The organism is Nocardia sp. JW2 (genome assembly GCF_051843015.1).
GTDB classification, from domain to species: Bacteria; Actinomycetota; Actinomycetes; order Mycobacteriales; family Mycobacteriaceae; genus Nocardia; species Nocardia coubleae.
This window is the reverse complement of the sequence record NZ_JBPXLK010000016.1, coordinates 93830-117119: the sequence shown is the minus strand read 5'-3', so window position 1 is coordinate 117119 and position 23290 is coordinate 93830. Positions and strand designations below refer to the sequence as shown.

The 23290-nt window shown below is 68.5% G+C and carries 23 protein-coding genes; 10 read left to right on the top strand and 13 right to left on the bottom strand.

Annotation, left to right across the window (positions count from 1 at the left end):
• Window positions 1–441: 441 nt before the first annotated feature.
• The gene (locus ACSVDM_RS21590; RefSeq protein WP_439267329.1) at window positions 442–774 is read right to left on the bottom strand and encodes a hypothetical protein; all 333 of its coding nucleotides are present in this window, start codon (window positions 772–774) and stop codon (window positions 442–444) included.
• Between the two features lie 1155 nt (window positions 775–1929).
• Between ACSVDM_RS21590 and ACSVDM_RS21585 the strand changes: the two genes are divergently transcribed.
• From ACSVDM_RS21585 to ACSVDM_RS21560, 6 genes are all read left to right on the top strand, one after another.
• Window positions 1930–2436, top strand: coding sequence for an Rv0361 family membrane protein (locus ACSVDM_RS21585; protein WP_439267328.1), 507 nt, complete (start codon window positions 1930–1932; stop codon window positions 2434–2436).
• A 97-nt stretch (window positions 2437–2533) separates the two neighbouring features.
• Window positions 2534–3586 (top strand): fused (3R)-hydroxyacyl-ACP dehydratase subunits HadA/HadB, encoded by a 1053-nt coding sequence (locus ACSVDM_RS21580; RefSeq protein WP_067642139.1) that lies wholly within the window; start codon window positions 2534–2536, stop codon window positions 3584–3586.
• Window positions 3587–3677: 91 nt separating this feature from the next.
• The gene (locus ACSVDM_RS21575) at window positions 3678–4634 is read left to right on the top strand and encodes an alpha/beta fold hydrolase (protein ID WP_067642140.1); all 957 of its coding nucleotides are present in this window, start codon (window positions 3678–3680) and stop codon (window positions 4632–4634) included.
• Window positions 4635–4656: 22 nt separating this feature from the next.
• Window positions 4657–4968, top strand: a complete 312-nt coding sequence (locus ACSVDM_RS21570) for a DUF4190 domain-containing protein (protein WP_067484345.1) — start codon at window positions 4657–4659, stop codon at window positions 4966–4968.
• Window positions 4969–4983: 15 nt separating this feature from the next.
• The gene (locus tag ACSVDM_RS21565) at window positions 4984–5664 is read left to right on the top strand and encodes a TrmH family RNA methyltransferase (RefSeq protein ID WP_439267325.1); all 681 of its coding nucleotides are present in this window, start codon (window positions 4984–4986) and stop codon (window positions 5662–5664) included.
• 181 nt (window positions 5665–5845) lie between these two features.
• On the top strand, window positions 5846–6934 hold the full coding sequence (locus tag ACSVDM_RS21560) for a glycoside hydrolase family 76 protein (protein ID WP_439267324.1): 1089 nt from the start codon (window positions 5846–5848) through the stop codon (window positions 6932–6934).
• On the opposite strand, the gene ACSVDM_RS21555 is transcribed toward ACSVDM_RS21560, so the two are convergent.
• Together ACSVDM_RS21555 and ACSVDM_RS21550 are read right to left on the bottom strand one after the other, a co-directional pair.
• A complete protein-coding gene (locus tag ACSVDM_RS21555; RefSeq protein WP_067484333.1) occupies window positions 6931–7620 on the bottom strand; it encodes a DedA family protein in 690 nt (229 codons plus the stop codon). The two genes, ACSVDM_RS21560 and ACSVDM_RS21555, sit on opposite strands and share 4 nt — an antisense overlap.
• Window positions 7621–7625: 5 nt before the next feature.
• Window positions 7626–8327 (bottom strand): DedA family protein, encoded by a 702-nt coding sequence (locus tag ACSVDM_RS21550; protein WP_371851925.1) that lies wholly within the window; start codon window positions 8325–8327, stop codon window positions 7626–7628.
• A 172-nt stretch (window positions 8328–8499) separates the two neighbouring features.
• On the opposite strand from ACSVDM_RS21550, the gene fbaA reads away from it, so the two are divergent.
• Window positions 8500–9537: a class II fructose-bisphosphate aldolase gene (gene fbaA / locus ACSVDM_RS21545; RefSeq protein ID WP_067484330.1), complete on the top strand. Its 1038-nt coding sequence runs from the start codon at window positions 8500–8502 to the stop codon at window positions 9535–9537.
• Window positions 9538–9567: 30 nt separating this feature from the next.
• Window positions 9568–10686 (top strand): BTAD domain-containing putative transcriptional regulator, encoded by a 1119-nt coding sequence (locus ACSVDM_RS21540; protein ID WP_067642144.1) that lies wholly within the window; start codon window positions 9568–9570, stop codon window positions 10684–10686.
• Here ACSVDM_RS21540 and ACSVDM_RS21535 read toward each other — a convergent pair.
• The 7 genes from ACSVDM_RS21535 to clpB all read right to left on the bottom strand — a co-directional run bounded on the left by ACSVDM_RS21535 (window position 10640) and on the right by clpB (window position 18629).
• Window positions 10640–11377, bottom strand: a complete 738-nt coding sequence (locus ACSVDM_RS21535) for a lysoplasmalogenase (protein ID WP_439267323.1) — start codon at window positions 11375–11377, stop codon at window positions 10640–10642. The two genes, ACSVDM_RS21540 and ACSVDM_RS21535, sit on opposite strands and share 47 nt — an antisense overlap.
• 2 nt (window positions 11378–11379) lie before the next feature.
• Complete coding sequence (locus ACSVDM_RS21530; protein ID WP_067484322.1) at window positions 11380–12438, bottom strand: beta-ketoacyl-ACP synthase 3; 1059 nt, start codon at window positions 12436–12438, stop codon at window positions 11380–11382.
• Between the two features lie 67 nt (window positions 12439–12505).
• Window positions 12506–13069 carry an orotate phosphoribosyltransferase gene (gene pyrE / locus ACSVDM_RS21525; protein ID WP_067484319.1) on the bottom strand — a complete coding sequence of 188 codons (564 nt, stop codon included), beginning with the start codon at window positions 13067–13069 and terminating at the stop codon, window positions 12506–12508.
• A gap of 76 nt (window positions 13070–13145) precedes the next feature.
• Window positions 13146–13952, bottom strand: coding sequence for an SDR family NAD(P)-dependent oxidoreductase (locus ACSVDM_RS21520; protein WP_067484317.1), 807 nt, complete (start codon window positions 13950–13952; stop codon window positions 13146–13148).
• A gap of 48 nt (window positions 13953–14000) precedes the next feature.
• Complete coding sequence (locus ACSVDM_RS21515; RefSeq protein ID WP_439267322.1) at window positions 14001–15134, bottom strand: hypothetical protein; 1134 nt, start codon at window positions 15132–15134, stop codon at window positions 14001–14003.
• Window positions 15135–15202: 68 nt separating this feature from the next.
• On the bottom strand, window positions 15203–15994 hold the full coding sequence (locus tag ACSVDM_RS21510; RefSeq protein WP_378666829.1) for a DUF5666 domain-containing protein: 792 nt from the start codon (window positions 15992–15994) through the stop codon (window positions 15203–15205).
• 61 nt (window positions 15995–16055) lie between these two features.
• Window positions 16056–18629 (bottom strand): ATP-dependent chaperone ClpB, encoded by a 2574-nt coding sequence (gene clpB / locus ACSVDM_RS21505; RefSeq protein ID WP_439267320.1) that lies wholly within the window; start codon window positions 18627–18629, stop codon window positions 16056–16058.
• A gap of 183 nt (window positions 18630–18812) precedes the next feature.
• On the opposite strand from clpB, the gene ACSVDM_RS21500 reads away from it, so the two are divergent.
• Entirely contained in the window at window positions 18813–19787 is a 975-nt protein-coding gene (locus tag ACSVDM_RS21500; protein ID WP_378666827.1) for an NADP-dependent oxidoreductase, read from the top strand.
• A 27-nt stretch (window positions 19788–19814) separates the two neighbouring features.
• A complete protein-coding gene (locus ACSVDM_RS21495) occupies window positions 19815–20180 on the top strand; it encodes a hypothetical protein (RefSeq protein WP_439267319.1) in 366 nt (121 codons plus the stop codon).
• Between the two features lie 157 nt (window positions 20181–20337).
• Here the strand turns inward: ACSVDM_RS21495 and ACSVDM_RS21490 are convergent, their stop codons facing one another.
• The 3 genes from ACSVDM_RS21490 to ACSVDM_RS21480 all read right to left on the bottom strand — a co-directional run bounded on the left by ACSVDM_RS21490 (window position 20338) and on the right by ACSVDM_RS21480 (window position 23027).
• Window positions 20338–21543: a hypothetical protein gene (locus ACSVDM_RS21490; RefSeq protein ID WP_439267318.1), complete on the bottom strand. Its 1206-nt coding sequence runs from the start codon at window positions 21541–21543 to the stop codon at window positions 20338–20340.
• A gap of 572 nt (window positions 21544–22115) precedes the next feature.
• Complete coding sequence (locus tag ACSVDM_RS21485; RefSeq protein ID WP_439267316.1) at window positions 22116–22559, bottom strand: hypothetical protein; 444 nt, start codon at window positions 22557–22559, stop codon at window positions 22116–22118.
• Between the two features lie 210 nt (window positions 22560–22769).
• Complete coding sequence (locus ACSVDM_RS21480) at window positions 22770–23027, bottom strand: hypothetical protein (RefSeq protein WP_439267314.1); 258 nt, start codon at window positions 23025–23027, stop codon at window positions 22770–22772.
• Between the last annotated feature and the right edge of the window lie 263 nt (window positions 23028–23290).

Genomic DNA, 23290 nt, shown 5'->3' with positions numbered 1-23290 from the left:
TTCACCGGCGGTGCAGAGCGTGGAGCCGGATCGCAGCAGCGTGGTGACCGGCCGTCGAATGCGCCGGGTGCGGCCGCCGGCCGTGGCAGTGGGCAGGGCCCGGCTGCCGGGCAAGGACGCGAGCCGGGCGGAAACCAGGGCTCGGCCGCGGGCAGTTCGCCGTTGGCCGGGTTGTCGAAGGGGCTTCCCGGGGAATCAACTGGCGGCGAAGGTGATTCGCGGGCACAGCCTGATTCGCCAGGCCTGGGTGGCGCCGATGCGCCGACTACCGCAATGCGGATCCCCGGACGCGCGGCGGCGGGGGCTGCGTCCGCCGATCAAGGCGAGCAGAGTGCGGCGGATGTGCCGACCGTCGGGATGGAGCCGGGCGATCGTCCGGCCGCCGGACGACAGGGCACGGCCGCAGCAGATGCGCGTGGATCTCGCCCGGGCACAAGCGATTCAATCGAATCCTCCGGTGCGACCACCAGCCGAGACGCTTCCGCAGCATCCCGCGATGCTTCGGCGGGAACCCGAGATGATGCGCAGCACGTCGATCGCTCGGGGGTTGATGAGCAGCGTGGCGAGCAGCGCCCAAATGCGGACGAACGGGCCATGATCGCGAATACTCCAGACGCACAAGGTGATTCGCGCAGTGAGCAGGCTGCACGCGACATCGAGCGGACTGGAGCAGCCGACGACCGTGGCGCGCGAGGAGAGTCGCGCGGCGAGAACGGCACGGGCGTCCGAGACGCCGAGTTCCGTGGCGCACCGGATGATTCGCGCGGTGAACACGGTGGCGCCGACGCGGCGACCGCGCGGTTCGGGACTGCCAGGGCGGCTTCGCGTTCCGAGGACCAGGGTGGCGTCGACAGTGCGAACGACCCGCAAGCTGGTGCGAGCGGCGCGAACACCGGACAGGCTCGTACCGGCAGCGGGAACGATGCGGGGCAGCCTCGAACTGTTGGCTCTGAACCCGCTGTGCGTGAGGGTGATTCCCAGAGCTCCGATGCGACAGAGAAGTTCTCCACGAGTTCCGGGCAGCAGCGCGGGGATGCCCGGGTGCAGGACCAGACGGGTGGGAGCGGCGGCAAAGCTCTCGGCGGTGCGGCTGGGGCCGCGGCCGCCGCGGCTGGAGCTGGGGCCGGCGGGTTGTCGAAGAAGAGCGAGAGTTCTTCCGGCACGGGCGAATCCGGGTCGGAGGATCAGACCGTTGCTATGCGCGTGGTCAATCCCGCGGATGCGCCTACCACCACTTTTCCGGTGCAGCGGGGGACGGATCGGGTTGTCGGTGGACGGGCTGTGACGCCGCCGCCCAGCACGCCGCGGGGTCCTGCGGGGCCGAGGCAGGCAGGGCAGCAGGGAACGCAGGGGCCCGGTGTCGAGGATGCGCGCCCGTCGGGACCGCAGGGGGGCCGTGGGGCCGGGGCCGAAGACAGACGGCCATCCGCACCGCAAGGCCCCCAGGGACCCGGCGCTCCTCGCGGACCGCAGGGAGCCGGCGTCGAAGACACACGACCGTCCGCGCCCCAAGGACCCCAGGGGCCGGGCGCTCCCCGCGGACTACAGGGAGCCGGCGTCGAAGACACACGGCCATCCGCATCCCCAGGGCCGCGCGGACCGCAAGGACCGCAAGGACCGGGGGCATCTCGCGGACCGCAAGGACCACGGGCCGAAGACGCACGGCCATCGGCACCTCAAGGACCGGGAGTTCCGCGCGGACTGCAAAAAACAGGGGCCGAGGACACCCGCCCGTCCGCACCCCAGGGTCCGCAAGGGCCAGGAGCTCCTCGCGGACCGCAAGGACCAGGGATCGAGGAGACGCGCCCGTCGGCGCAGCATGGTGCGCAAGGGGCGGGTATTGCTCGTGGCCAGGGGCCAGGGGCACCTTCTCCTGCTGATATCCAGCCGACGCGGCCCGCGCATCACCTGGCGGATGGGCAGCGGCAGGTGGCGCCTCCGCAGCGGATCGAGCCGGGTCAGCAAGGGGCCGCACCGCAGCAGCAGGCGAACGCCGGCGGGGCGGGTCGGTCGAAGCGGTTGGTGTTGGCGGCGGCGGGTGCGGCCGTGCTCGTCATCGCGTTGATCGTGGGCTTCGTGCTGATGACGACGGGTGACAATTCGCCGGAGGGGCAGGTGCGGGCGGTGATCGGTGAGTACACCGACGCGCTGCGCGAGGGTGATCTCGAAACCCTGCGGTCCACCACCTGTGGACAGCTGCACGACTTCTACCAGGGCATCAGTACCGAGCAGTTCCAGGGCGTACATCAGCTCTCGACCGAGCAGGGCTCCATTCCGGTGGTCGACAGCGTGGACGCGGTGCGGATCACCGACGACACGGCGCTGGCCGAGGCCACGGTGTACACGGCGGCGGAGACCAAGCGCACCGCACGCACCTTCGACCTGCAGAAGACCGACGGCGGCTGGAAGGTGTGCGACCCCACGGCGGCACCCTGAACCGGTGATGACCCGTCGTAGCGCCGGTCAGAGGTGCTATGACGGGTCACACATAACTGGTATCGGGCGCTGTGCACCCAGTATCATTTTTCGGATCATGAGCACGGAACACACAACGTCGCAGCCGGACATCGATGCTGTGGTCCCGGAGGCGGCGCTGGTGGGCCAGCGCTTCGGATTCCGCGATCACTACGAGGTGGGGCGCGAGAAGATCCGCGAATTCGCCCGGGCGGTGCAGAACACGCACCTCGCGCACCAGAACGAGGTCGATGCCCGCAAGCTCGGCTACGACGCGGTGATCGCACCACCGACCTTCGCCTCGGTGATCGGCATGAGCGCCACCCGCGCCCTGCTCGACGGCGTACTCACCGAGTACGACCTGTCGCAGGTGCTGCAGACCGATCAGGTCTTCGAGATCTTCCACCCGATGCTGGCAGGCGACCGGATCCGCACGGAGATCGAGATCGAGTCGATCCGCCAGTTCGCCGACAACGACTTCGTCAATGTCGGGTTCAAGCTGGTGAACCAGCACGACGAGGTGGCGGTACAGGGAACGACGACCATCGTCGCGCGCCGCGGCGTGGAGGTCGACCCCAATATCGTCGAGGCCGTCGAGAACATCAGCATGCACCCGCGTCCCGGCGACACCGGCATCGCCGACGACCTCCTGATCCGCCGCACCGGCCCCGCCCCCGCCGTGCCGCCGCGCGAGTTCGTACCCGTGCACACCGGCCCGGCGTTCGAATCGCTGACCAAGGGTATGGAACTGCCGGTCGCCACCGCGCGCGTCACCCGCGGTGACCTCGCCAACTACGCGGGCGTCTCGGGCGACCCGAACCCGATCCACTTCAGCGACCGCGCCGCCGAACTGGCCGGCCTGCCGACCGTCGTCGCCCACGGCCTGCTCACCATGGGCCTGGCCGCCCAGTACCTCACGGACTGGCTCGGCGACCCGACCGCTATCGAAAAGCTGGCCGTGCGTTTCTCCGGTTTCGTCCCGGTCCCACCGACCGCGGCGGGCGAGATCCAGTTCTCCGGCAAGATCAAGTCGATCGATACCGACCGCCGCGCGGCCACCGTGCTGCTGAGCGGAACCTCGGAGGGCCGCAAGCTCTTCGGCCGCGCCGCCGCGGAGATCCGCCTGACCTGACCGAAGCCGCACCGCGTAGCTGATACGCGGTGTCACATGTCGCTTACCTGTGTGTTGTCGTGCCGCAACACCCCGCGCGCACGCTTCGTTGATGAACGGGAATGTGCGGTTCATCGAGGTGCACGGGTATCGGCGTGCGTATCGGATGGCCGGGACAGGTCCGCCGGTGCTGCTCATTCACGGCATCACCGACAGCTCCGGAACCTGGGCGCCCGTCTTCGACGCGCTCGCCGAGCACCACACCGTGATCGCACCCGACCTGCTCGGACACGGTGAATCCGCGAAGCCGCGCGCCGATTACGCGGTGGCCGCCTATGCCAACGGCATGCGCGACCTGCTCAGCGTGCTCGGCATCGAACGGGCCACCGTGGTCGGGCACTCGCTCGGCGGCGGTATCGCCATGCAGTTCGCCTACCAGTTCCCGGAGAAAGTGGAGCGGATCGCGCTGGTGTGCCCGGCCGGCATGGGCGCGGGCGTGCACCCGGCGTTCCGGCTGGCCACGATCGCGGGCGCCGGGCCCGCGCTGATGGCCGTCACCAGTTGGCCGGTGCGCACGGCGGTGCGTGCCGTGATCCCGCTGGTCACGGCGGTCGGCGGGCTAGGCCTGGGACCCGATGCCGAATACGTGCTCCGCCTCTACGGCGGCCTGGCCGAATCGGGCGCACGCAACGCCTTCCTCCGGACCATCCGCGCGGCAGCCGACCGGCGCGGGCAGACCATCACCATGCTCGATCGCGGCTATCTCGCCGCCCACCTGCCCACCCTGGTCATCGGCGGCACGCGCGACACCGTCATCCCCTCCGGACACGCGACCCGCGCGCATCGCGCCTTCCCCGGCAGCCGCATCGAAATATTCACCGGCGCAGGTCATTTCCCGCACCACTTCGATCCGGACCGCTTCGTGACGCTCATCCGGCAGTTCATCGAGGAAACCGAACCGGCCGCCTACGATCCGCTGCGCTGGCAGCGCACCCTGCGCCGGGGCAGCCCTCTGGTCGCGCTGCCCACCCCGGAACCGGATCCCCCGATGATGACCGAGCAGGGCTGATGCCCCGGCTACCATGCGGCCTATGAGTTACCCGCTGCCGCCGCAGGGCTACTACCGCCCGCCGGACCACCCGGAGTCGACCCTCGTGCTGGTGCTCGGGGTGATCGGGGTGTCGTTCTGCGGTCTCACCGCGCCGTTCGCCTGGCTGAAGGCCAAGTCGGCGCTGGCCGAGATCGACGCGTCCAACGGCACGATCGGCGGCCGTTCGCAGGTGTACGCGGGATACATCATGGGCATCATCGGCTCCGCGATGCTCGGCATCGTGCTGCTGTTCCTCGTGCTCGCGGTGGTACTCATGGTGATCGGTGCGTCGGCGGACACATCCACCTACTGAGCTAGCATCCTGCGGGTGATCGAACCAGAGGCCGACGTCGCGGGACCAACCGAGTGGGGTGAACATCCACACGGCCTCGGCCCGTGGGAGCAGGAGTACGGCACGCCCGCTCCCACCGACGACCGCTACGACCCGGTGCTGCTCGCCGAGGGCGACCGCCGCAATGTGGTCGACGCCTACCGCTACTGGAAACGCGAGGCGATCGTCGCCGACATCGACGCCCGCCGCTTTCCCTTCCACGTGGCCATCGAGAACTTCGGCCACGACGCCAATATCGGGACCGTGGTCCGCACCGCCAACGCCTTCGCCGCCGCCGCGGTGCACATCGTCGGCCGGCGCCGCTGGAACCGGCGCGGCGCCATGGTCACCGACCGCTACCAGCACCTGGTCCACCACACCGACCTGACCGAGCTGCGCGACTACGCCGCCCGCGAAGGACTCACCGTGGTGGCCGTCGACAATGTGCCCGGCTCGGTGCCGCTCGAAACCGCCCAGTTGCCGCGCGACTGCCTCCTGCTGTTCGGCCAGGAGGGACCCGGCGTGAGCGACGACGCGAAAGACGCTGCCGCCCTCACGGTTTCGATCTCCCAGTTCGGTTCGACCCGCAGCATCAACGCGGGGGTCGCGGCGGGCATCGCCATGCACACCTGGATCCGTCAGCACGCGGATCTGTCGCTGGCCTGGCCGATCACCTGAATCCCGCGCGTCACATCAGGTCTGCCACGCCACACCGGTCGCCACAGACCACAATTTCCTTGCCCCGCATGCACACCGACCTGGCAACATGGACCCCATGACCTCGCGTGGGGGCCGGCGCCCGCAGCCGACTGATACCGGATCCGTACCGACCCCTGCGCTGTGGTCCGAACGTGCCGACATGGCCGAATCGGCCATCATCTCGCGCCACCTGCGCGCCCTGTGGGGTTGTCCCGGAACGGAATTGGGCGTCGTCGGCTGGCCGGCCACCCGCCGTGAGCGCCTGTTCGGCAGCTGGCACTACTGGTGGCAGGCGCATCTGCTCGACTGCGCGATCGACGCCGCGAACCGGGTACCGACACCGGCCCGGCGCAGGCGCATCGCCGCCATCGCGCGCTCGCACCGCATGCGCAACATCACCGGCTGGACCAACCGCTACTACGACGACATGGCCTGGCTGGCCATCGCCCTCGAACGCGCCGAACGCACCCAGGAACTCAGCGCGGCGCGCGGCGGTCTGCTCGCCCTGGAACAGCAGCTCTACAGCGCGTGGAACCCGGGGGTCGGCGGCGGCATCCCGTGGCGGGTGCGATCCGATTTCTACAACGCACCGGCGAACGGCCCCGCGGGCATCGCGCTGTTGCGACTGGGCCAGGTCGAACGCGCGCAGCAGATGGCCGACTGGCTGCACGACACCCTGCGCGACCCGCAGACCGGTCTCGTCCTCGACGGCATTCATCTGCCCTCCGGCGAGATCGAACGGCCCACGTTCACCTACTGCCAGGGTGTGGTGCTCGGCCTGGAGGCCGAGCTGGCGGTACACACCGACGACGACCGCCACATCGACCGCGCCGTCGACCTGGTCGACGCGGTGGAAGACCACATGACCCACCGGCTGGTGATCTCCGGCGGTGGCGGGGGCGATGGCGGCCTGTTCAACGGCATCCTCGCCCGCTACCTGGCCGTCGTAGCGCTGATGCTGCCCGGCGAGGGCAAACGCCCCGAGGCCGCGCGCCGCATCGCCGCGGCCATCGTGAAGACCTCGGCCACCACCGCCTGGAGCAACCGCCTCGAGGTGGAGGGCGAACCACTGTTCGGCTACGACTGGAGCAAACCGGCCCGCCTGCCGGGCGGTTCGGCGGGCGCGGGCAAGTTCACCGCGGGCGGTTCGGTGACCGCGTCGGTGGTTCCCGAACGCGACCTGTCGGTGCAGCTGTCGGGCTGGATGCTGATGGAAGCCGCCTACCAGGTGAGTGCCGCGGGCCTCTAGCGCTCGCCGACGCTCGCCTCGCACTCGACTTCGTAGTCCTCGGCGGGCTTGGCCATTTCCTGGCGGTAGTGCCGGATGCCGATCACTGTGCCGATGATCAGGCCGACGACGAGGGTGCCGATCACCGCGGGCATCAACCACGACACCCGCTCGAGGAACTCACCCGCGTAGTAGCCGATGAGCAGCAGCACCGGCGCCCAGATGATCGCACCGATGGTGCTGGCGATCGTGTACTTGCGGTGATCCATCCCGGCCGCGCCCGCGACCATCGGGCACAGCGTGCGCACCCACGGGATCCAGCGGGCGATCATCACCGCGAAGAACCCGTGCCGTTCCAGCAGATGCGTCACCTTCGCCAGGTTCTCGGTATTGATGTAGCGGCCGTTCTTGCGCGCGACCACACGATGGCCGGTGCGTTGGCCGACCAGGTACCCCACCTGGTTCCCGGCGATCGCCGCCAGCATGGTGCCGACGGACAGCCCCCACACCTGCGCTTCGCCGTTGGCGTGGGAGGCGAGCACGATACCCGCGGTGATCAGCATCGAATCGCCGGGCAGGAACAGCCCGATGATGAACGCGCATTCCAGGAACACGAACACCAGCACGACCGTGCAGACCACAGCGGGCCCGGCCGAGACCAGCGGATCGAAGCTGCCGACGGCGTAGGTGGATGGTCCCGCTGTCACGTCGATCAGAGCGTCTTGTTCGTCGAGACGGCCAGCTCGGCAGGCTCGGCGGGCACCACGGGCACCACGGGCAGAGCGCGGCGCGCGAGCACCTTCTTACCGACTGTGATGATGGCGGGCAGGATCGAGACGAACACGATCAGCAGGAAGATCGCTTCCACATGGTCGCGAATGAAGGGCACATTGCCGAGGAAGTAACCGATGATCGTCACGCCGCCGCCCCACAGCACGGCACCGACGATGTCGAACGCCACGTACTTGCGGTAGCTCATCTTCGACACACCGGCGAGCACCGGCATGAACGTGCGGACGATCGGCACGAACCTGGCCAGGATGATCGTCTTGGGGCCGTGCTTCTCGAAGAACTCGTGTGTCTCGACGACGTACTGCTTCTTGAAGAAGCGGCTGTCCTCCTTGCGGAAGATCGCCGGCCCGATTTTTCGCCCGATCCAGTACGCGCACTGGTCGCCCGCGAACGCGGTGACGATCACCAGCGGGACGAGCACCCAGATGTTCGGGCTGCCCTGCGCGGCCAGCATGCCACCGGTGAACAGCAGCGAGTCACCGGGCAGCAACGGGAACAGCAGACCGGTCTCGATGAAGACAATCGCCAGGATGGCGGGTAGCACCGCGTTCTTCAGCCACGTGTCCTGGAGCAGATACATCGGGTCCAGCAACTGGGTCAACGCGAGGTTGTGCGTCATCACATCGGAAACCGCCAGCAAAGTCACGGGGCCCACAGTACCGGTCGCGGCTGTGAAGTGAATGGGTGTGGGCGACCTGGCGGAAACCAGCCGGTGAACTCATCGATCACTTCCTAACCTAGGGTGTGGCCTGACAGAATTGGTTTTTTGCTCCCCACAGACGGAGGTCACTGCTGTGCCTATCGCGACTCCGGAGGTCTACGCCGAGATGCTCGGCCGGGCCAAGGCGCACTCGTTCGCATTCCCGGCTATCAACTGCACTTCGTCGGAGACGATCAACGCCGCCATCAAGGGCTTCGCGGAGGCCGGGAGCGACGGCATCATCCAGTTCTCCACCGGCGGCGCCGAGTTCGCCTCGGGCCAGGGTGTGAAGGACATGGTCACCGGCGCGGTGGCGCTGGCCGAGTTCGCGCACGTGGTCGCCGCGAAGTACGACGTGACGATCGCGCTGCACACCGACCACTGCCCCAAGGACAAGCTGGACACCTACGTGCGCCCGCTGCTCGCCATCTCCCAGGAGCGCGTGAACAACGGCCTCAACCCGCTGTTCCAGTCGCACATGTGGGACGGCTCGGCCATCCCGATCGACGAGAACCTCGAGATCGCCAAGGAGCTGCTCAAGCTCTCGAAGGCCGCCAACATCATCCTCGAGGTCGAGATCGGCGTCGTCGGCGGTGAAGAGGACGGCGTAGAGGCCGAGATCAACGACAAGCTCTACACCTCGCCCGAGGACTTCGAGAAGACCATCGACGCGCTCGGCGCCGGTGAGAACGGCAAGTACCTGCTCGCCGCCACCTTCGGCAACGTGCACGGTGTGTACAAGCCGGGCAACGTGGTGCTCAAGCCGGAGGTGCTGGCCGAGGGCCAGCGCGTCGCCGCCGCCAAGCTGGGCCTTGGTGCGGACGCGCAGCCGTTCGACTTCGTGTTCCACGGCGGTTCGGGCTCGCTGAAGTCGGAGATCGAGGACTCCCTGCGCTACGGCGTGGTGAAGATGAACGTCGACACCGACACCCAGTACGCCTTCACCCGTCCCGTCGCCGGGCACATGTTCACCAACTACGACGGTGTGCTCAAGATCGACGGCGAGGTCGGCAACAAGAAGACCTACGACCCGCGCAGCTACCTGAAGAAGGCCGAGTCCTCGATGGCCGCGCGCGTGCTCGAGGCCTGCAACGACCTCAAGTCGGCCGGTCGCTCCGTCAGCGGTTCCTGATCGAAGTATCGAACAACGGGGCCCGAGCTCATGAGTCTTGATGTCCGTGTGCTCGGGCCCGTTCGACTGCTCGTCGGCGGTGAGCCGGTGGCGGTCGGCGGGCCCAAGCCGCGCGCGCTGCTTGCCGCGCTCACCGTCAACCGGCGGCGCGCGGTGTCGTCGGCTGTGCTCGCCGAGATGGTGTGGAACGAGGATCCGCCCGACTCGTACGCGGCGAGCCTGCAGGTGTTCGTCTCCAATATCCGCAAGGCGCTGCGCAACGCCGGGATCGATTCCGCACAGGTGCTGCGCACCGAGGGCGCCGGGTATCGGCTCGAAATCCCCGACACCGCTTGCGATCTCGGCCGTTTCGAGAACGCGCGCGAGGCCGGTTCGCGCTGCCTCGACGCCGGTGATCATCCCGGTGCGGCCAACCTGTTCGGCGCGGCGCTGCGGGAGTGGTCGGGGCGTGCGCTGGCCGATCTGGCCGGCCTGCAGTTCGCCGACGGGTTCGCCACCGCGATGAACGAGGAGCGGCTACTCGCCGCCTCGGCCCGCATCGATGCCGAGATCGCCTGTGGGCGTTCGTCTTCGGTGATCGGTGAGTTGGTCACCATGACCAACGAGAATCCGCTGCGTGAACCGCTGTGGGGTCAGCTCATCACCGCGCTGTACCTGTCCGGTCGTCAGGCCGACGCGCTCGAGGCGTGCCGCCGGGTGCGTACCGTCCTCGCCGAGGAGCTCGGCATCGATCCGGGCGCGGCGCTGATCGAACTCGAGCAGCGTGTTCTTCGCCAGGAACCGCTGAATGTGCAGGCCTTCAAGCGATCCGAGCAGGTCGCCGCCGCGATGACGGAGACCGTCACCGAGGTGCCGCGCTCGATCCGCAACGGCAACCTGCGCTTCGCCGACGGCCGCACCATCCCGATTCCGCACGGGGGCTTGCGAATCGGGCGTATGACCGACAACGAACTGGTGCTCGACGACCCCAAGGCGAGCCGCTACCACGCCCACATCATGCCCAGCCGCGCCGGTCTGCTGATCAAGGATCTGCATTCGGCCAACGGTGTCTATGTGAACGAATTGCCCATCGACAGTGGGGCTTTGCTGGGCGATGGTGACATCATCCGTATCGGTGCGACCGTCCTGACGTTCCTCGCGGTGAGCTGACCAGCGGGTCGGCGGCTGTCGGCGGTGCGACGGTGAGGTGGTACTGGGCCGCCGCGTAGGTCGCGAGAATGACGCCCTCGGTGAGGCGGCGGGATCTTTCGGACTTCGCGAAGAGGCGGCGCAGGACGATCAGGCCGTCGGAGACGGTGAACAGCAGCGCGCCCACGCCGTAGCGGCTACGCGGGTCCTCGTTCGGAATATTCAGCCCGGCAAGGTTTTTCGCGTCGGGAGCCAGGGCAGGATCCGAGGCGAGGGTCGCGGCGGTTCCGAGAGTCGCGCCGTACGCGGTGAGCGGCAGAGCAAGCGCAGGCGCCTTGGCGCGGAGCAGCGCGGCCGCGCCTGCCCAGGCGAGCAGACGCGGCACGGCGATCTCGGGACGGGGGCGGGCCCCACGCTGCCACCACAGCAGCGTGTAGCCCGTCTGCATCACCGCGAACGACGACGCGCCCGCGATGAGCCGGCGGTCGTCGTCCGGGTCGATGAGCAGGACGTCGCCCACGGTGGCGGCGGCCAACGAGCCGAGCAGGATCCGGCGCTCGGCCGGGTCAACGGCGCCGCCGGTCACCGCGTCGGCCGCGAGCAACGGCATCAGCAGCGGTTTGGCCACCCATTGCAGGCGTTCGCGGCCGGTGACGGCACCGAAAACGGTGACCGCCGCCGCCGCGAGATAGCCCGCGCGCAACGGACGCATCGTCAGAAGCTCGGTTCCTTCGGGGCGGGCGGCAGGGTGACGACCTGGCCCGCGTAGCTCAGGCCCGCGCCGAAGCCGAGCAGCAGCGCCAGCTGACCGCCCTTGGCCTTACCGGTCACCAGCATCTCCTCCATGGCCAGCGGGATCGAGGCGGCCGAGGTGTTTCCGGTGTTCTCGATGTCGTTGGCCATCGGGATGTTCTCGGCGAGGCCGAGGTTCTTCTTCATCAGCTCGTTGATGCGGGCATTGGCCTGGTGCGGGATGAACACCTCGATGTCCTCCTTGGCCACACCGGAGGCGTCGAGCGCCGCCGACAGGGCGCGCGGCAGGGTGACCGCGGCCCACCGGAAGACCTTCGGGCCCTCCATGTGCAGCGACATGCGGCCGATCGGCTCCACCTCGGGATCGGTGCCCTGCATGGCCTGGGCCTTGTTCATGTAGGCGAGGAAGTCGACGTCCTGGGCGATGGCCTCGGCGTTCTCGCCGTCGCTGCCCCACACCGTCGGTGAGATGCCGTTCTCCTCGGCCGGGCCGACGACGACGGCGCCCGCGCCGTCACCGAAGATCATCGCGGTGCCGCGGTCGGTCGGGTCGAGGCCGACCGTCATGGTCTCTGCGCCGATCACCAGCACGTATTCGGCCGAACCGGCACGGATCAGGTCGGCGGCCACGCCGAGGCCGTAGCCGAAACCGCCGCAGCCGGAGGTGAGGTCGAACGCGGCGACACCGTTGAGGCCGAGGTCGTAGGCCACCGACGGCGCACCGTGCGGGGTGAGCTTGAGCCAGCTCGAGGTGCACAGCAGGACCGCGCCGATCTTGGCGCGGTCGACCGGGCTGTTCTTCAGCGCGCGCTCGCCCGCGGCCGCCGCGATCGAGCGGATGGTCTCGTCGCCGCTGATCCAGCGCCGGTTGTGGATGCCGGTGCGTTCGTAGATCCAGTCTGGCGTCGAGTCGAGAACCTCACACACCTCGGCATTGCTGACGATGCGCTGCGGGCGGTACGCACCGATCCCGAGCATCGCGACATTGTCGCGACCTTTGTTGATTGCAATGCTCACCACGGGTGACTCACACGTCCTTCTCACTGCCGGACGGCTTCGTCGCCGTCCGAGTTTTCTGACGTTCAGGCTAACTCAGAGCCAAGTCGTCGAGACCGAGGATGGACCGGTATTCCAGCCCCTCGGCGGCGATCACCTGGTCAGCACCGGTTTCGCGGTCCACGACCGTGGCCACACCCACCACGATGGCGCCCGCGTCACGCAGCGCGCGCACAGCGGTGAGCGGCGAATTGCCCGTGGTTGTGGTGTCCTCGACCACCAGCACCCGCTTGCCGACGACATTGGGGCCCTCGATCTGGCGCTGCATGCCGTGGGCCTTGGCGGCCTTGCGGACGACGAAGGCATCGATCGGGCGACCGGGCGCGTGCATGACGGCCATCGCGACGGGGTCGGCGCCCATGGTGAGCCCGCCGACGGCGTCGAAGTCCCAGTCGGCGACCAGCTCACGCAGCAGCGACCCGATCAGCGGGGCGGCCTGGTGGTGCAGCGTCGCGCGGCGCAGGTCGACGTAGTAGTCGGCCTCCTTGCCCGAGGACAGTGTCACCTTGCCGTGCACGACCGCGAGCTCGCGCACGAGCGCGGCCAACTGGTCGCGATCGGCTTCGGTGAGCGCCTGACGTGCCTGGTCGATCATGCGGTTTCCTTTCGGTCATCTGCGTGGGCCCTGCGCGATTACGCTACGCTGCCGCCGCCGGGGCCCACGCCATGCCCTAGGTCCTGCCGCGTGCGTTGAACAGGCCGCGATTGAGCCGCGTGATGAGGGTGCGCGGAACCATCCCCGCCACCGTGGTGATGACCTTGTACTGCAGGCCGGGAACGCTGATGACCCGGCCCGCTTCCAGGTCGTGCAGGCAGCCGTCGACCACCTGGTCCACCTCGAGCCACAGCGCCTTGGGCAGCGAACTCATCTCGATGCCGGCTCGCTCGTGGAACTCGGTGTGCACGAAGCCGGGGCACAGGGCCTGGATACGCACACCGGTGCCCGACAGCCCACCCGCGAGACCTTCGGTGAAGGCGACGACATAGGCCTTCGACGCCGAATAGGTGGACCCGCGGCCGGGAACGAGTCCCGCCACGCTGGCCACATTGACGATCGAACCGGACGCGGCCGCGATCATCGCGGGCAGCGCGGCCCTGGTGAGCTGCACGACCGAGGTGACGTTCACATCGAGCTGGGCCTGCAGCTCGGCGGGCTCGAGGGTCCAGAACTCCCCCGAATGCGCGAAACCGGCGTTGTTGACCAGGAATTGGAGGCCGGCCTCGGCACGTTCGGCGACGCGGGCGCGGTCGTCGTCATCGGCCAGGTCGGCGACGAGGACTTCGGCGGAGGTGGCGTACCGGCGGCCGAGTTCGTCGGCCAGGCCACGCAACCGCACCTCGTTCCTGGCGACGAGCACCAGGTCGTAGCCGAGCGCGGCGAGGCGGTGGGCGAAGCCGAGGCCGATGCCGGAGGTGGGGCCGGTGATCAGGGCGACGGGTCGGGACGCACCGGGCAGGCGCGCGGGGATATCGGTCATAGCTGGTCGATTCGGGTCGACGGGTGATGCCGTGTCACGGCATCGGGATCACTTGGGGACGGGGCCCTGGTAGGGGCGGAAGCCGGGGTGGAAGGGCCCGCCGGGCTGGTCTGAATCGTCGTCGGCCCGCTCTTCCTCTACGCGCGGACGCGGTTCCTCCGTGCGCGGACGCGGCGGCTCCACGCGTGGGCGCGGTTCCGGGACGACGGCGAGCGACGGGCGCTTCGGCGGTTCGCCGAGCGGACGGCGGCCGGGTGCCGGCTGGTCCTCGAAATCCGGGTCGTCGAGGTCGGGATCGAAATCCGGGTCGGCCGCGAAGGCGGGTTTGCGCGGCGGCAGGCGGTCGTAGGCGTCGTCGGGTGCCTGGGCGGGGCGCGCGGGGAACAGCGGTTCGGCGGCGCGGCCGTAGTGGTCGTCGACATCGGCTTCGTCGTCGGGACCGGGGAAGCGGGCGCGGCCGTCGATATCGGGCACGCGGGCGGCCGGAGCGTAGTCGTCGTCGTACTCGTCGCGGAAACCGTCGGGCGAGGGTTCGCCGATTCCCGAACGGGGACGGGTGTATTCGTTCGGCTCGGCCACCGGCGGCAGCACATGCAGCAGACCCGACAGGCGGAGCACGGCGTCGATCGCGGTCTCCCAGTCCTTGGACCCGCTGCCGACCGGGAGCATGCCGAGGGTCCAGTTGCCCTCGCTCCACAGCATCTGCACGGTGTCGGACAGGGATTCGATGAAGCCGACCATCCGCTGGTCGACGGCGTGCCGGGCGATCTCGGGGTCGGTGGCGAACACGACCCGGTCGCCGATGGCGCCGAGCAGTTCCAGGTCGTGGTCCTTGGGCGGCGACGCGGTCTTGAGCCGCATGTCGACATCGATCTCGGACCCGATCTGGCGGCGCACGGCCACCAGGGTGGCGGCGTCTTCCAGGTCGAAGAGCACGAACTTCTCGCCCTTACGGATACCGGAGACCACGTCGACCGCGGACAGGTACCCGAGCTTGGTCAGCGCGCCGCGCCGCCACGTCGAGGCGAGGGCGGGCTCCACCGACACATAGGTATAGCCCTGGGACTTCGCCCACACCTGGCGGGCGTGTCCGGTGCGCTGTCGCTGGACCCGATCGAAATACAGCAGTACGACCGCACCAACGAGTGCGATCGCCGCCAAGCCGAACCACATAGCCGTCATCGTCGCCTAGCCTATCCAGCCGTCGCCGTGATTGCCCGGTAGCACCGGGGATTCGACGCGCGGGTCGCTCATCGGGGGCCGCTCGGGAGCGCCGTGCTGATGATGATCTTGGCGCGGATCGACCCGTCTGGGTTCTTGTCGCCCTGCACCATAACCATGTCACCCACCGGAAGTTCGCTCGCCTTGGTGGTGCTCAGCGAGATCACCTGCGTGGCCTCGTCGATCAGCACCCGCACACTCGACCCGCCGAGGGTGCTCATGGTGATCTCGGAACCGGTGTTGGCGGTGATGCTGCCCATGGTGGCGCCGAGGTCTTCGGTGCCACCGAGGCCGGGTAAGCCGGGCAGGCCGCTCGCGCTCGGCGGCGCGGTCGGGGTGGTTTGCCTGGTCGGTGGTTGCAGAGTCTGGGTGGTGGGTGGTGCGGCGGCGGTGTCGTTGTCGGAACCGTCGCCACCGGTGAGCATCAGACCGGCCAGGATGCCGCCGAAGGCGATGAGCGCCACGACGGCCAGGCCGAGCGCGATCCACAGGCCGGTGTGCTTCTTCGGCGGTTCCTGGTCGCCGTCCTGTGGGCGCGGTGGATATTCGGGCTGCTGTTGCGGCCCGTAGCCCGGCGGCGGGGCGGGCGGATATCCCTGCCCGTAGGCCGGTTGGGGCGCGGGTTGCTCTGCGGGATAACCACTTTCATACGGTCCCCATTGAGCGTCGTGCGGCGGTAGTGCCTGGGTGGGGTTCGACGGTTGTCCCCACTCGTCGAACCCACCGCCGTACGGCCGTGTGGTTTCGTTCCCTGGCGAACCCAGCCGTTCCGTCGGCGAATCCTCCGGGCGTTGTCCCCACGGATCGTTCGGATTCGTCATGTCCCCAGCGTAGGTCAGCCCGGCGCGTAGAGAGGGTCCTACGCACCGGGCTGTGGATAAATCATGAACTGTGGACAACTTCGCGTCCGACGACCAGCTTGTCGGCGGCGTCGTCCACACTCACCGACACCGTGTCGCCATCGGTGACCGTGCCGGAGAGCAGTTCCTTGGCCAGGCTGTCGCCGATGGCCTGCTGGATCAGCCTGCGCAGCGGGCGCGCGCCGTAGGCGGGGTCGTAACCGCGCACCGCGAGCCACTGCTTGGCCTCCTCGGTGACATCGAGGGTGAGCCTGCGCTGCGACAACCGCTTCTGCAGCTGACGCAGGTTGATGTCGACGATCGACTCCAGCTGTTTCGCGTCGAGCGCGTGGAACATCACCACGTCGTCGAGCCGGTTGAGGAACTCCGGCTTGAACGCGCGACGCACCGCGTCCATCACCTGGTCCTTGGTGCCACCGGCACCCAGGTTGGAGGTGAGGATGAGGATGGTGTTGCGGAAATCGACCGTGCGGCCCTGGCTGTCGGTGAGCCTGCCCTCGTCGAGTACCTGCAGCAGGATGTCGAACACGTCCGGGTGTGCCTTCTCGATCTCGTCGAACAGCACCACCGAATACGGCCGCCTGCGCACCGCTTCGGTGAGCTGACCGCCCTGGTCGTACCCGACGTAACCGGGCGGCGCACCGACCAGGCGAGCCACCGAGTGCTTCTCGCTGTACTCGCTCATATCGATGCGGACCATGGCGCGTTCGTCGGCGAACAGGAACTCCGCCAGCGACTTGGCCAGCTCGGTCTTACCGACACCGGTCGGCCCGACGAACATGAACGAGCCCGTCGGCCGGTTCGGGTCGGCCACCCCCGCACGCGAGCGGCGCACCGCGTCGGACACCGCCTGCACAGCCTCCTGCTGACCGACGACGCGCCCGGCGAGCTCGGTCTCCATGCGCAGCAGCTTGGCGGTCTCGCCCTCGAGCATCCGCCCCACCGGCACACCGGTCCACGACGACACCACATCGGCGATGTCGTCCGGGGTGACCTCCTCGTTGAGCATCACCTCACCGCTAGCGGCGGCACCGCTGGCCTCCTCGGCCGCGGCCAGCTGCTTCTCCAGCGCCGGGATGCGGCCGTAGCGCAGCTCGGCGGCCTTGCCGAGATCACCGTCGCGTTCGGCGCGTTCGGATTCGCCGCGCAAGCGCTCGAGCTCCTCCTTGAGCCCGCGCACCGAGTCGATGGCGTTCTTCTCGTTCTGCCAGCGGGTGGTGAGCTGGTTGAGCTTCTCGCGGTCGTCGGCCAGTTCCTGGCGCAGTTTCTCCAGGCGCTGCTTGGACGCCTCGTCGGTTTCCTTCTCGAGCGCGACCTCCTCGATCTCGAGGCGCCGCACCGCGCGCTCCACCTCGTCGATTTCGACCGGGCGCGAGTCGATTTCCATGCGCAGCCGCGACGCCGACTCGTCGATCAGGTCGATCGCCTTGTCCGGCAGGAAGCGGGAGGTGATGTAGCGGTCCGACAGCGTCGCGGCCGCCACCAGCGCGGAGTCGGTGATCCGCACGCCGTGGTGCACCTCGTAGCGTTCCTTGATGCCGCGCAGGATGCCGATGGTGTCGGCCACCGTCGGCTCGCCGACCAGCACCTGCTGGAAGCGGCGTTCCAGTGCGGCGTCCTTCTCGATGTACTTGCGGTACTCGTCGAGCGTCGTGGCGCCGACCAGGCGCAGTTCACCGCGCGCGAGCAGCGGTTTGATCATGTTGCCCGCGTCCATCGACGAGTCGCCGGTGCTGCCCGCGCCGACGATGGTGTGCAGTTCGTCGATGAAGGTGATGATCTCGCCCGCGCTGTTCTTGATGTCGTCGAGCATGGCCTTGAGCCGCTCCTCGAACTCGCCGCGATACTTCGCGCCCGCGACCATCGCGCCGAGGTCGAGCGAGATGACCTTCTTGCCGCGCAACGACTCCGGCACGTCACCGTCGACGATGCGCTTGGCGAGGCCCTCGACGATGGCGGTCTTGCCGACGCCCGGTTCACCGATGAGCACCGGGTTGTTCTTCGTGCGCCGCGAAAGTACTTGCACCACACGGCGGATCTCGGTGTCGCGGCCGATCACCGGGTCGAGCTTGCCGGTGCGGGCGGCCTCGGTGAGGTCGGTCGAGTACTTCTCGAGTGCCTGGTAGGAGGCTTCGGGGTCGGGATTGGTGACCCGCGCGCTGCCGCGCACCGTGGTGAAGGCGTCACGCAACGCCTCGGGAGTCGCGCCATGCCTGCGCAGCAGCTCGGCCACCTCGCCGCTGCCGTCGGCCAGGCCGACCAGCAGGTTCTCGGTCGAGACGTATTCGTCGCCGAGTTCGGTGGCCAGTCGTTGCGCGGCGGTGATCGCGGCCAGCGCCTCGCGGCCGAGCTGAGGGGTGGTCGTGGCGCCGGTGGCGCGCGGCAGCCGGTCGACGAGGTCGCCCGCTTCCCGTTCGACGGTCGCGGGGTCGACACCGATGGCCTTGAGCAGCGGGGCGGCGATGCCATCGGTCTGATCCAGCAACGCCACCAGCAAGTGCGCCGGACGGATCTCCGGGTTGCCCGCCGCCGACGCGGCCTGCAAGGCGGCCGTCAGGGCCGCCTGGGTCTTGGTGGTGGGATTGAACGAGTCCACTGGTCTCCTCGGGGTAATTCCGGTATCGACTTGTTCAACGTCGGCAAAGTTGAGTCTGTTCCGCTCAACTTAATCTTTTTCTCGCCGGTTCGCCACGCCGCCTCACGCTACGCCGCATGTCGGAGCCCCCTCAGCCTAGGATTGCGGTGCCTGGATCACCCCCGATACGAGGAGTTGTCGACCATGCGCGCCATCGTGGTTCACAAGTTCGGTGCCACGCCCGAACTCGCCGATATGCCGGTGCCCGAACCCGGTCCGGGTGAAGTGCAGGTCGCCTTGGACGCCGCGGGGGTGAATCCGTTCGACCTGAAGATGGCCGACGGGCTGCTCGAAGGAAAAATGCCGACCGACTTCCCGATGATCCTCGGCGTGGACGGCGCGGGCACCGTGTCGGCGGTCGGGTCGGGCGTCACCTCGTTCGCCGTTGGCGACAAGGTGGTCGGCAAATTCCTGACCGCCCCCGCCGGCCACGGCAGCTGGGCCCAGTACGCGACGGTCCCCGAAGACGCCACGCTGGTGAAGATCCCCGACGGCATCACCACGGTCGCCGCCGCCGCCCTGCCCATCGCCGGGCTCACCGCCCAGGACCTGGTCGACGCCGCCCACATCCAGCCCGGCCAGACCGTGCTGATCGTCGGCGCCACCGGCGGTGTCGGTTCCTTCCTTGTACAGCTGGCCAATATCGCGGGCGCCCACGTGATCGCGACCGCCCGCGCCGACGCCACCGACCAGGTCGCCCGCCTCGGCGCCGCCGAAACCGTCGACTACACCCAGGCACGCCCCGACCCGCACGACCCGTCCACCCAGGTCGACTCGAACATCGTCGACGCCGTGCGCGCCACCCACCCCGACGGCATCGACGTCCTGTTCGACCTGGTCAGCACCGCCCCGGCCTTCGCCGACCACGCCACCCTCGTCCGCCGCGGCGGCCACGCGTACTCCACCGTCTGGGCCGCCGACGAACAGGCACTCACCGAGCGCGGCATCACCGGCGGCAACTTCGAATCCAAAGGACGCGGTCCGGAACTGAGCCGCTTGCTCGGGCGCGTGGCGGCAGGGGATGTGGTGGTCCCGGTCCAGATGACGGTGCCGCTGGAAACCGCTCCCGCTGTACTCGGCGCGGGTAGTGCACGTGGAAAGACCGTCCTGGCCATCTGATCCAGAGCTCGAGTACGTTGGGCTGCTATGAGTGAGTTTCGGTCGGCGCCGCCCTTCGACGGGAGAGATGCCGAGGGCAGGCCGGTGGTCAACCGGCCGCCTGTCGATCCACGGATCGTGGCACAGGTACTGACTTATCTCGAGTCCGCGCCGGTGATCCTGAGCGCCCGCAGTTACGCCACCGACGATTTCGACCCCGCGCAGCGTGATGTGCCGCTGAATTTCCAGACCGACGGCGTTTTCGTCTGGGCCGGTGCGGTGCCCCATTATCTGCGCAAATACGGGGTGCCCCCGGAACCTTCGCTGGTGCAGCACATTGTCACCAAAGGGTTCGTAGTCGGTGCTGTCGACGACGAAACGCGTCAGGCTGCCGTTCGCTCGGTTACAGGCTGAATCTCGCAGCCTGCCGGCCTGATAGCCCATAGCTCTCGAATGAGACATACCGCACAATAGGGATCCTCTTCGCGTTCCCGCGCGTCCAAAACCTCGACAGCACTGTTGGGCGAGGTTGGGATTTGGAATGAGTTCGATCGAGGCCGATCCCGATGCGCTACGCGGCACGCAGACCTCGTTCGACTCGGTGGCATCGACGATCTCGACCGCCCTCACCACGCTGACCGCCGCCCTGGCCGCCGAGGGTGAGTGCTGGGGTGGGGACGAGATCGGGCAGGCGTTCGCGCAGAACTACACACCCGGCGTGGAGCAGGGCAAAACTTCCGTCGACAATCTCGCGAAGTCCATGACCCAGCTCGGCACCAACATGGTGTCGATCGCCGACGCCCTCGTCGCCCAGGACACCGCGAACGCGGCCCAACTGAATCAGGTGGCGGGGAGCTAGTTCGTGGGTATCGAAATCCCCGATTCGCTCCAATGGGTCGCGAAATACATTCTCGGCGCGGGCGATTGGCCCGACGGTGACGAAACGGCTATGCGTCGCCTCGCCGATGCCTGGACCACGACCGCCGACACCCTCAACACCGTCGACGAGGATGCGGCCAAGGCACTGAATGCGGCCCTGTCCGCGCTGTCGGCGGGCGAGACCCACGACGCGATCGCCGCCTACCGCGACAAACTCCTCGCCGGCGACCAGGCCGCGTTCACCGCGATCGCCAAGTGGTGCCAGAAGCAGGCCGAACTGCTCGACGACGGCGCCAACGACATCGAACACACCAAGCTGGTGATCATCGGCACGATGATCGTCGCTGCCGTGGAAATCGGTCTGGCCCTTGCCACTTCGTGGACCGGTGTCGGCGCGGTCGCCGGTGTGGCCGCGCGCGTCGCCGCGCAGGTCGCGGTGAAGATGGCGATGAAATCGCTGCTGACCCGGATGATCGCGCGTGGTATTGCCAAAGCGGCGTCGCGGGCGGCACTGCGTGGGGCGGCGTTCGAGGCGCTCGAAGAGGGCGGCATCGATGCTCTTGCCCGTTCGATCCAGGTGGCCAAGGGCGACCGGTCGATGGACAAGTTCGGTTGGGCCGACCTGGGTTTGGCGACTTTCGGTGGTGCGGTCGGTGGGGCCGTCGGTGGTGGGCTCGGGAACAAGCTCGACGGTGTCGGGGAGGGGTTGTCCAACGGGGTGAGCAAGCTGGCGGCCAAGTCGGTCGCCGGTGCCGGTACCGAGCTGGCCGCCGATGTTTCTGCCCAGGTCGCTGCCGCCGGGGCGGCGTCGACGCTGATGGGGCAGGAGTTCCAGCTCGATATCGGGGTGGATACGTTCACCAGTGCTGGGGCTGGCGGGTTGCAGAGTGGGTTGCAATCCGGGGCGTTGGGGGGTGGGGATTCCTCGGCCGCGCCGGACGTTCCCGAGTTGGGGAATGTGGGGGCGCCCGCGACTTCGCCTGCGAATACCGGTGATTCGCCTTCTGATAGTCCTGGTGGCGTGCCTTCATCGGTCGGGGATGAAGGCGCTACCAGTCCGGCATCGGTTGGGGATTCGCCGGGGGCGGGTGGGGATTCACCCGGTTCGGCGGGTGATTCGCCCGGCGGGTCGCCCGGTTCGGGAGGTGATTCGCCTGGCTCCGCAGGTGATTCGCCTGGTGCGGGTGGCGATTCACCCAGCTCTACCGGTGATTCGCCCGGGGTGGGTGGCGATTCGCCCGGGGTGGGTGGCGATTCACCCAGTTCGCCGGGTGGGAATCCTGGCGATTCCGCGGGTTCACCGTCGACGGAAGCCCCAGCTGCTCAAGGGAATCCGCCCGGCGATGCGGGGGCGCCGTCTACTGAAGTGGCGCAATCGAACCCGTCCGACGCGGGATCACCCTCGCCGGGTGAGGGTTCTCCGGGTAACCAAGACAATCCCGCCGCTGCACCGCAGAGCGGAAACCCCAGTCAGCCACAGGAACCCGCACCTGTTGCTGGGCCGTCCACGGTCATGGATTCGCCTACCTCGGATCCCTCCGCGGACTCCCCCGCTTCGAATCCATCGACGGCCGACCCCGGCAACTCCAGCCCCGCCACGCCATCGGATTCGTCCCCGTCGAACCCTTCGTCGGCGAATCCGGCGAACCCCGGTCCGTCCACCGCTGCCGACGCACCGCCCTCGAACCCCGCACCGAGCCCGAACCCCACCGATTCGAACCCGTCCGCACCTGCACAATCGCCCGGCTCGAACCTGTCGACCGGGATCAACCCCGGCAACACGAACACGCTGGACACCTCCTCCCCTGCGCAGCCGTCCAACGCCGCGCCCTCATCGCTGAGCTTGCCGCCGATCGAAACCCCGGCCGTCCAGCCCCCCGATTCGCCTACAGCACAACCAAATTCGTCTCCCATCACCGGCGACACGAACAACCCGGCCGCCACCCCATCCACCCCGCAAGCCGGCGTCTCGAACCCGACCAGCACGAGTGCGCTCCCCACATCCGCGCCCGCGCAGTCCCCCGAGACCAGCCGACCATCTCAAACAACCGACCCCAGCACCACCAGCGCCGCGACGATGGCACCCGCAGCTCCGTCGACGACGACGCCCGCCGCACAGTCACCTCAGGGCGGCCCCACCACGCCGAGCGTCCCCACCAACTCCGGCCCTCCGAGCGGCACCCCGATCAACTCGGCGCCTCCAACCAGCGCACCCAACAACCCCACGCCAAGAGCCAGCACCCCAACCAACGGGACGCCACCAACCAGCAACAACCCGACGCCACCGACCGGGGCGCCCCGCAGCTCGGTGCCCCAGTCCAGTGCGCCCATCGACCCGACTACACCCGCCGACCCGACGCCGAGGTCGGCCTCCCCGAACACCCTTCACCAATCTCCCGCATCCAGTTCTCCCCAGGCACCCCCACCAAATCGGTCAACAGAGCCAGTCACGCCTGCACCGACCTCGAGCACGCCGACCAACTCTGTTCCGCCTCGAACGGACACACCGAGTAGTCCCCAGACGTCCCCAAACACGCGGCCGACGACGCCTCTCTCCACCGACCCGACCACAGGCATCCCCTCATCGGCGCCGACCACCCCTCGCGATCCCACAACCAGCCCTCCCCAACGTGGCTCATATCCCA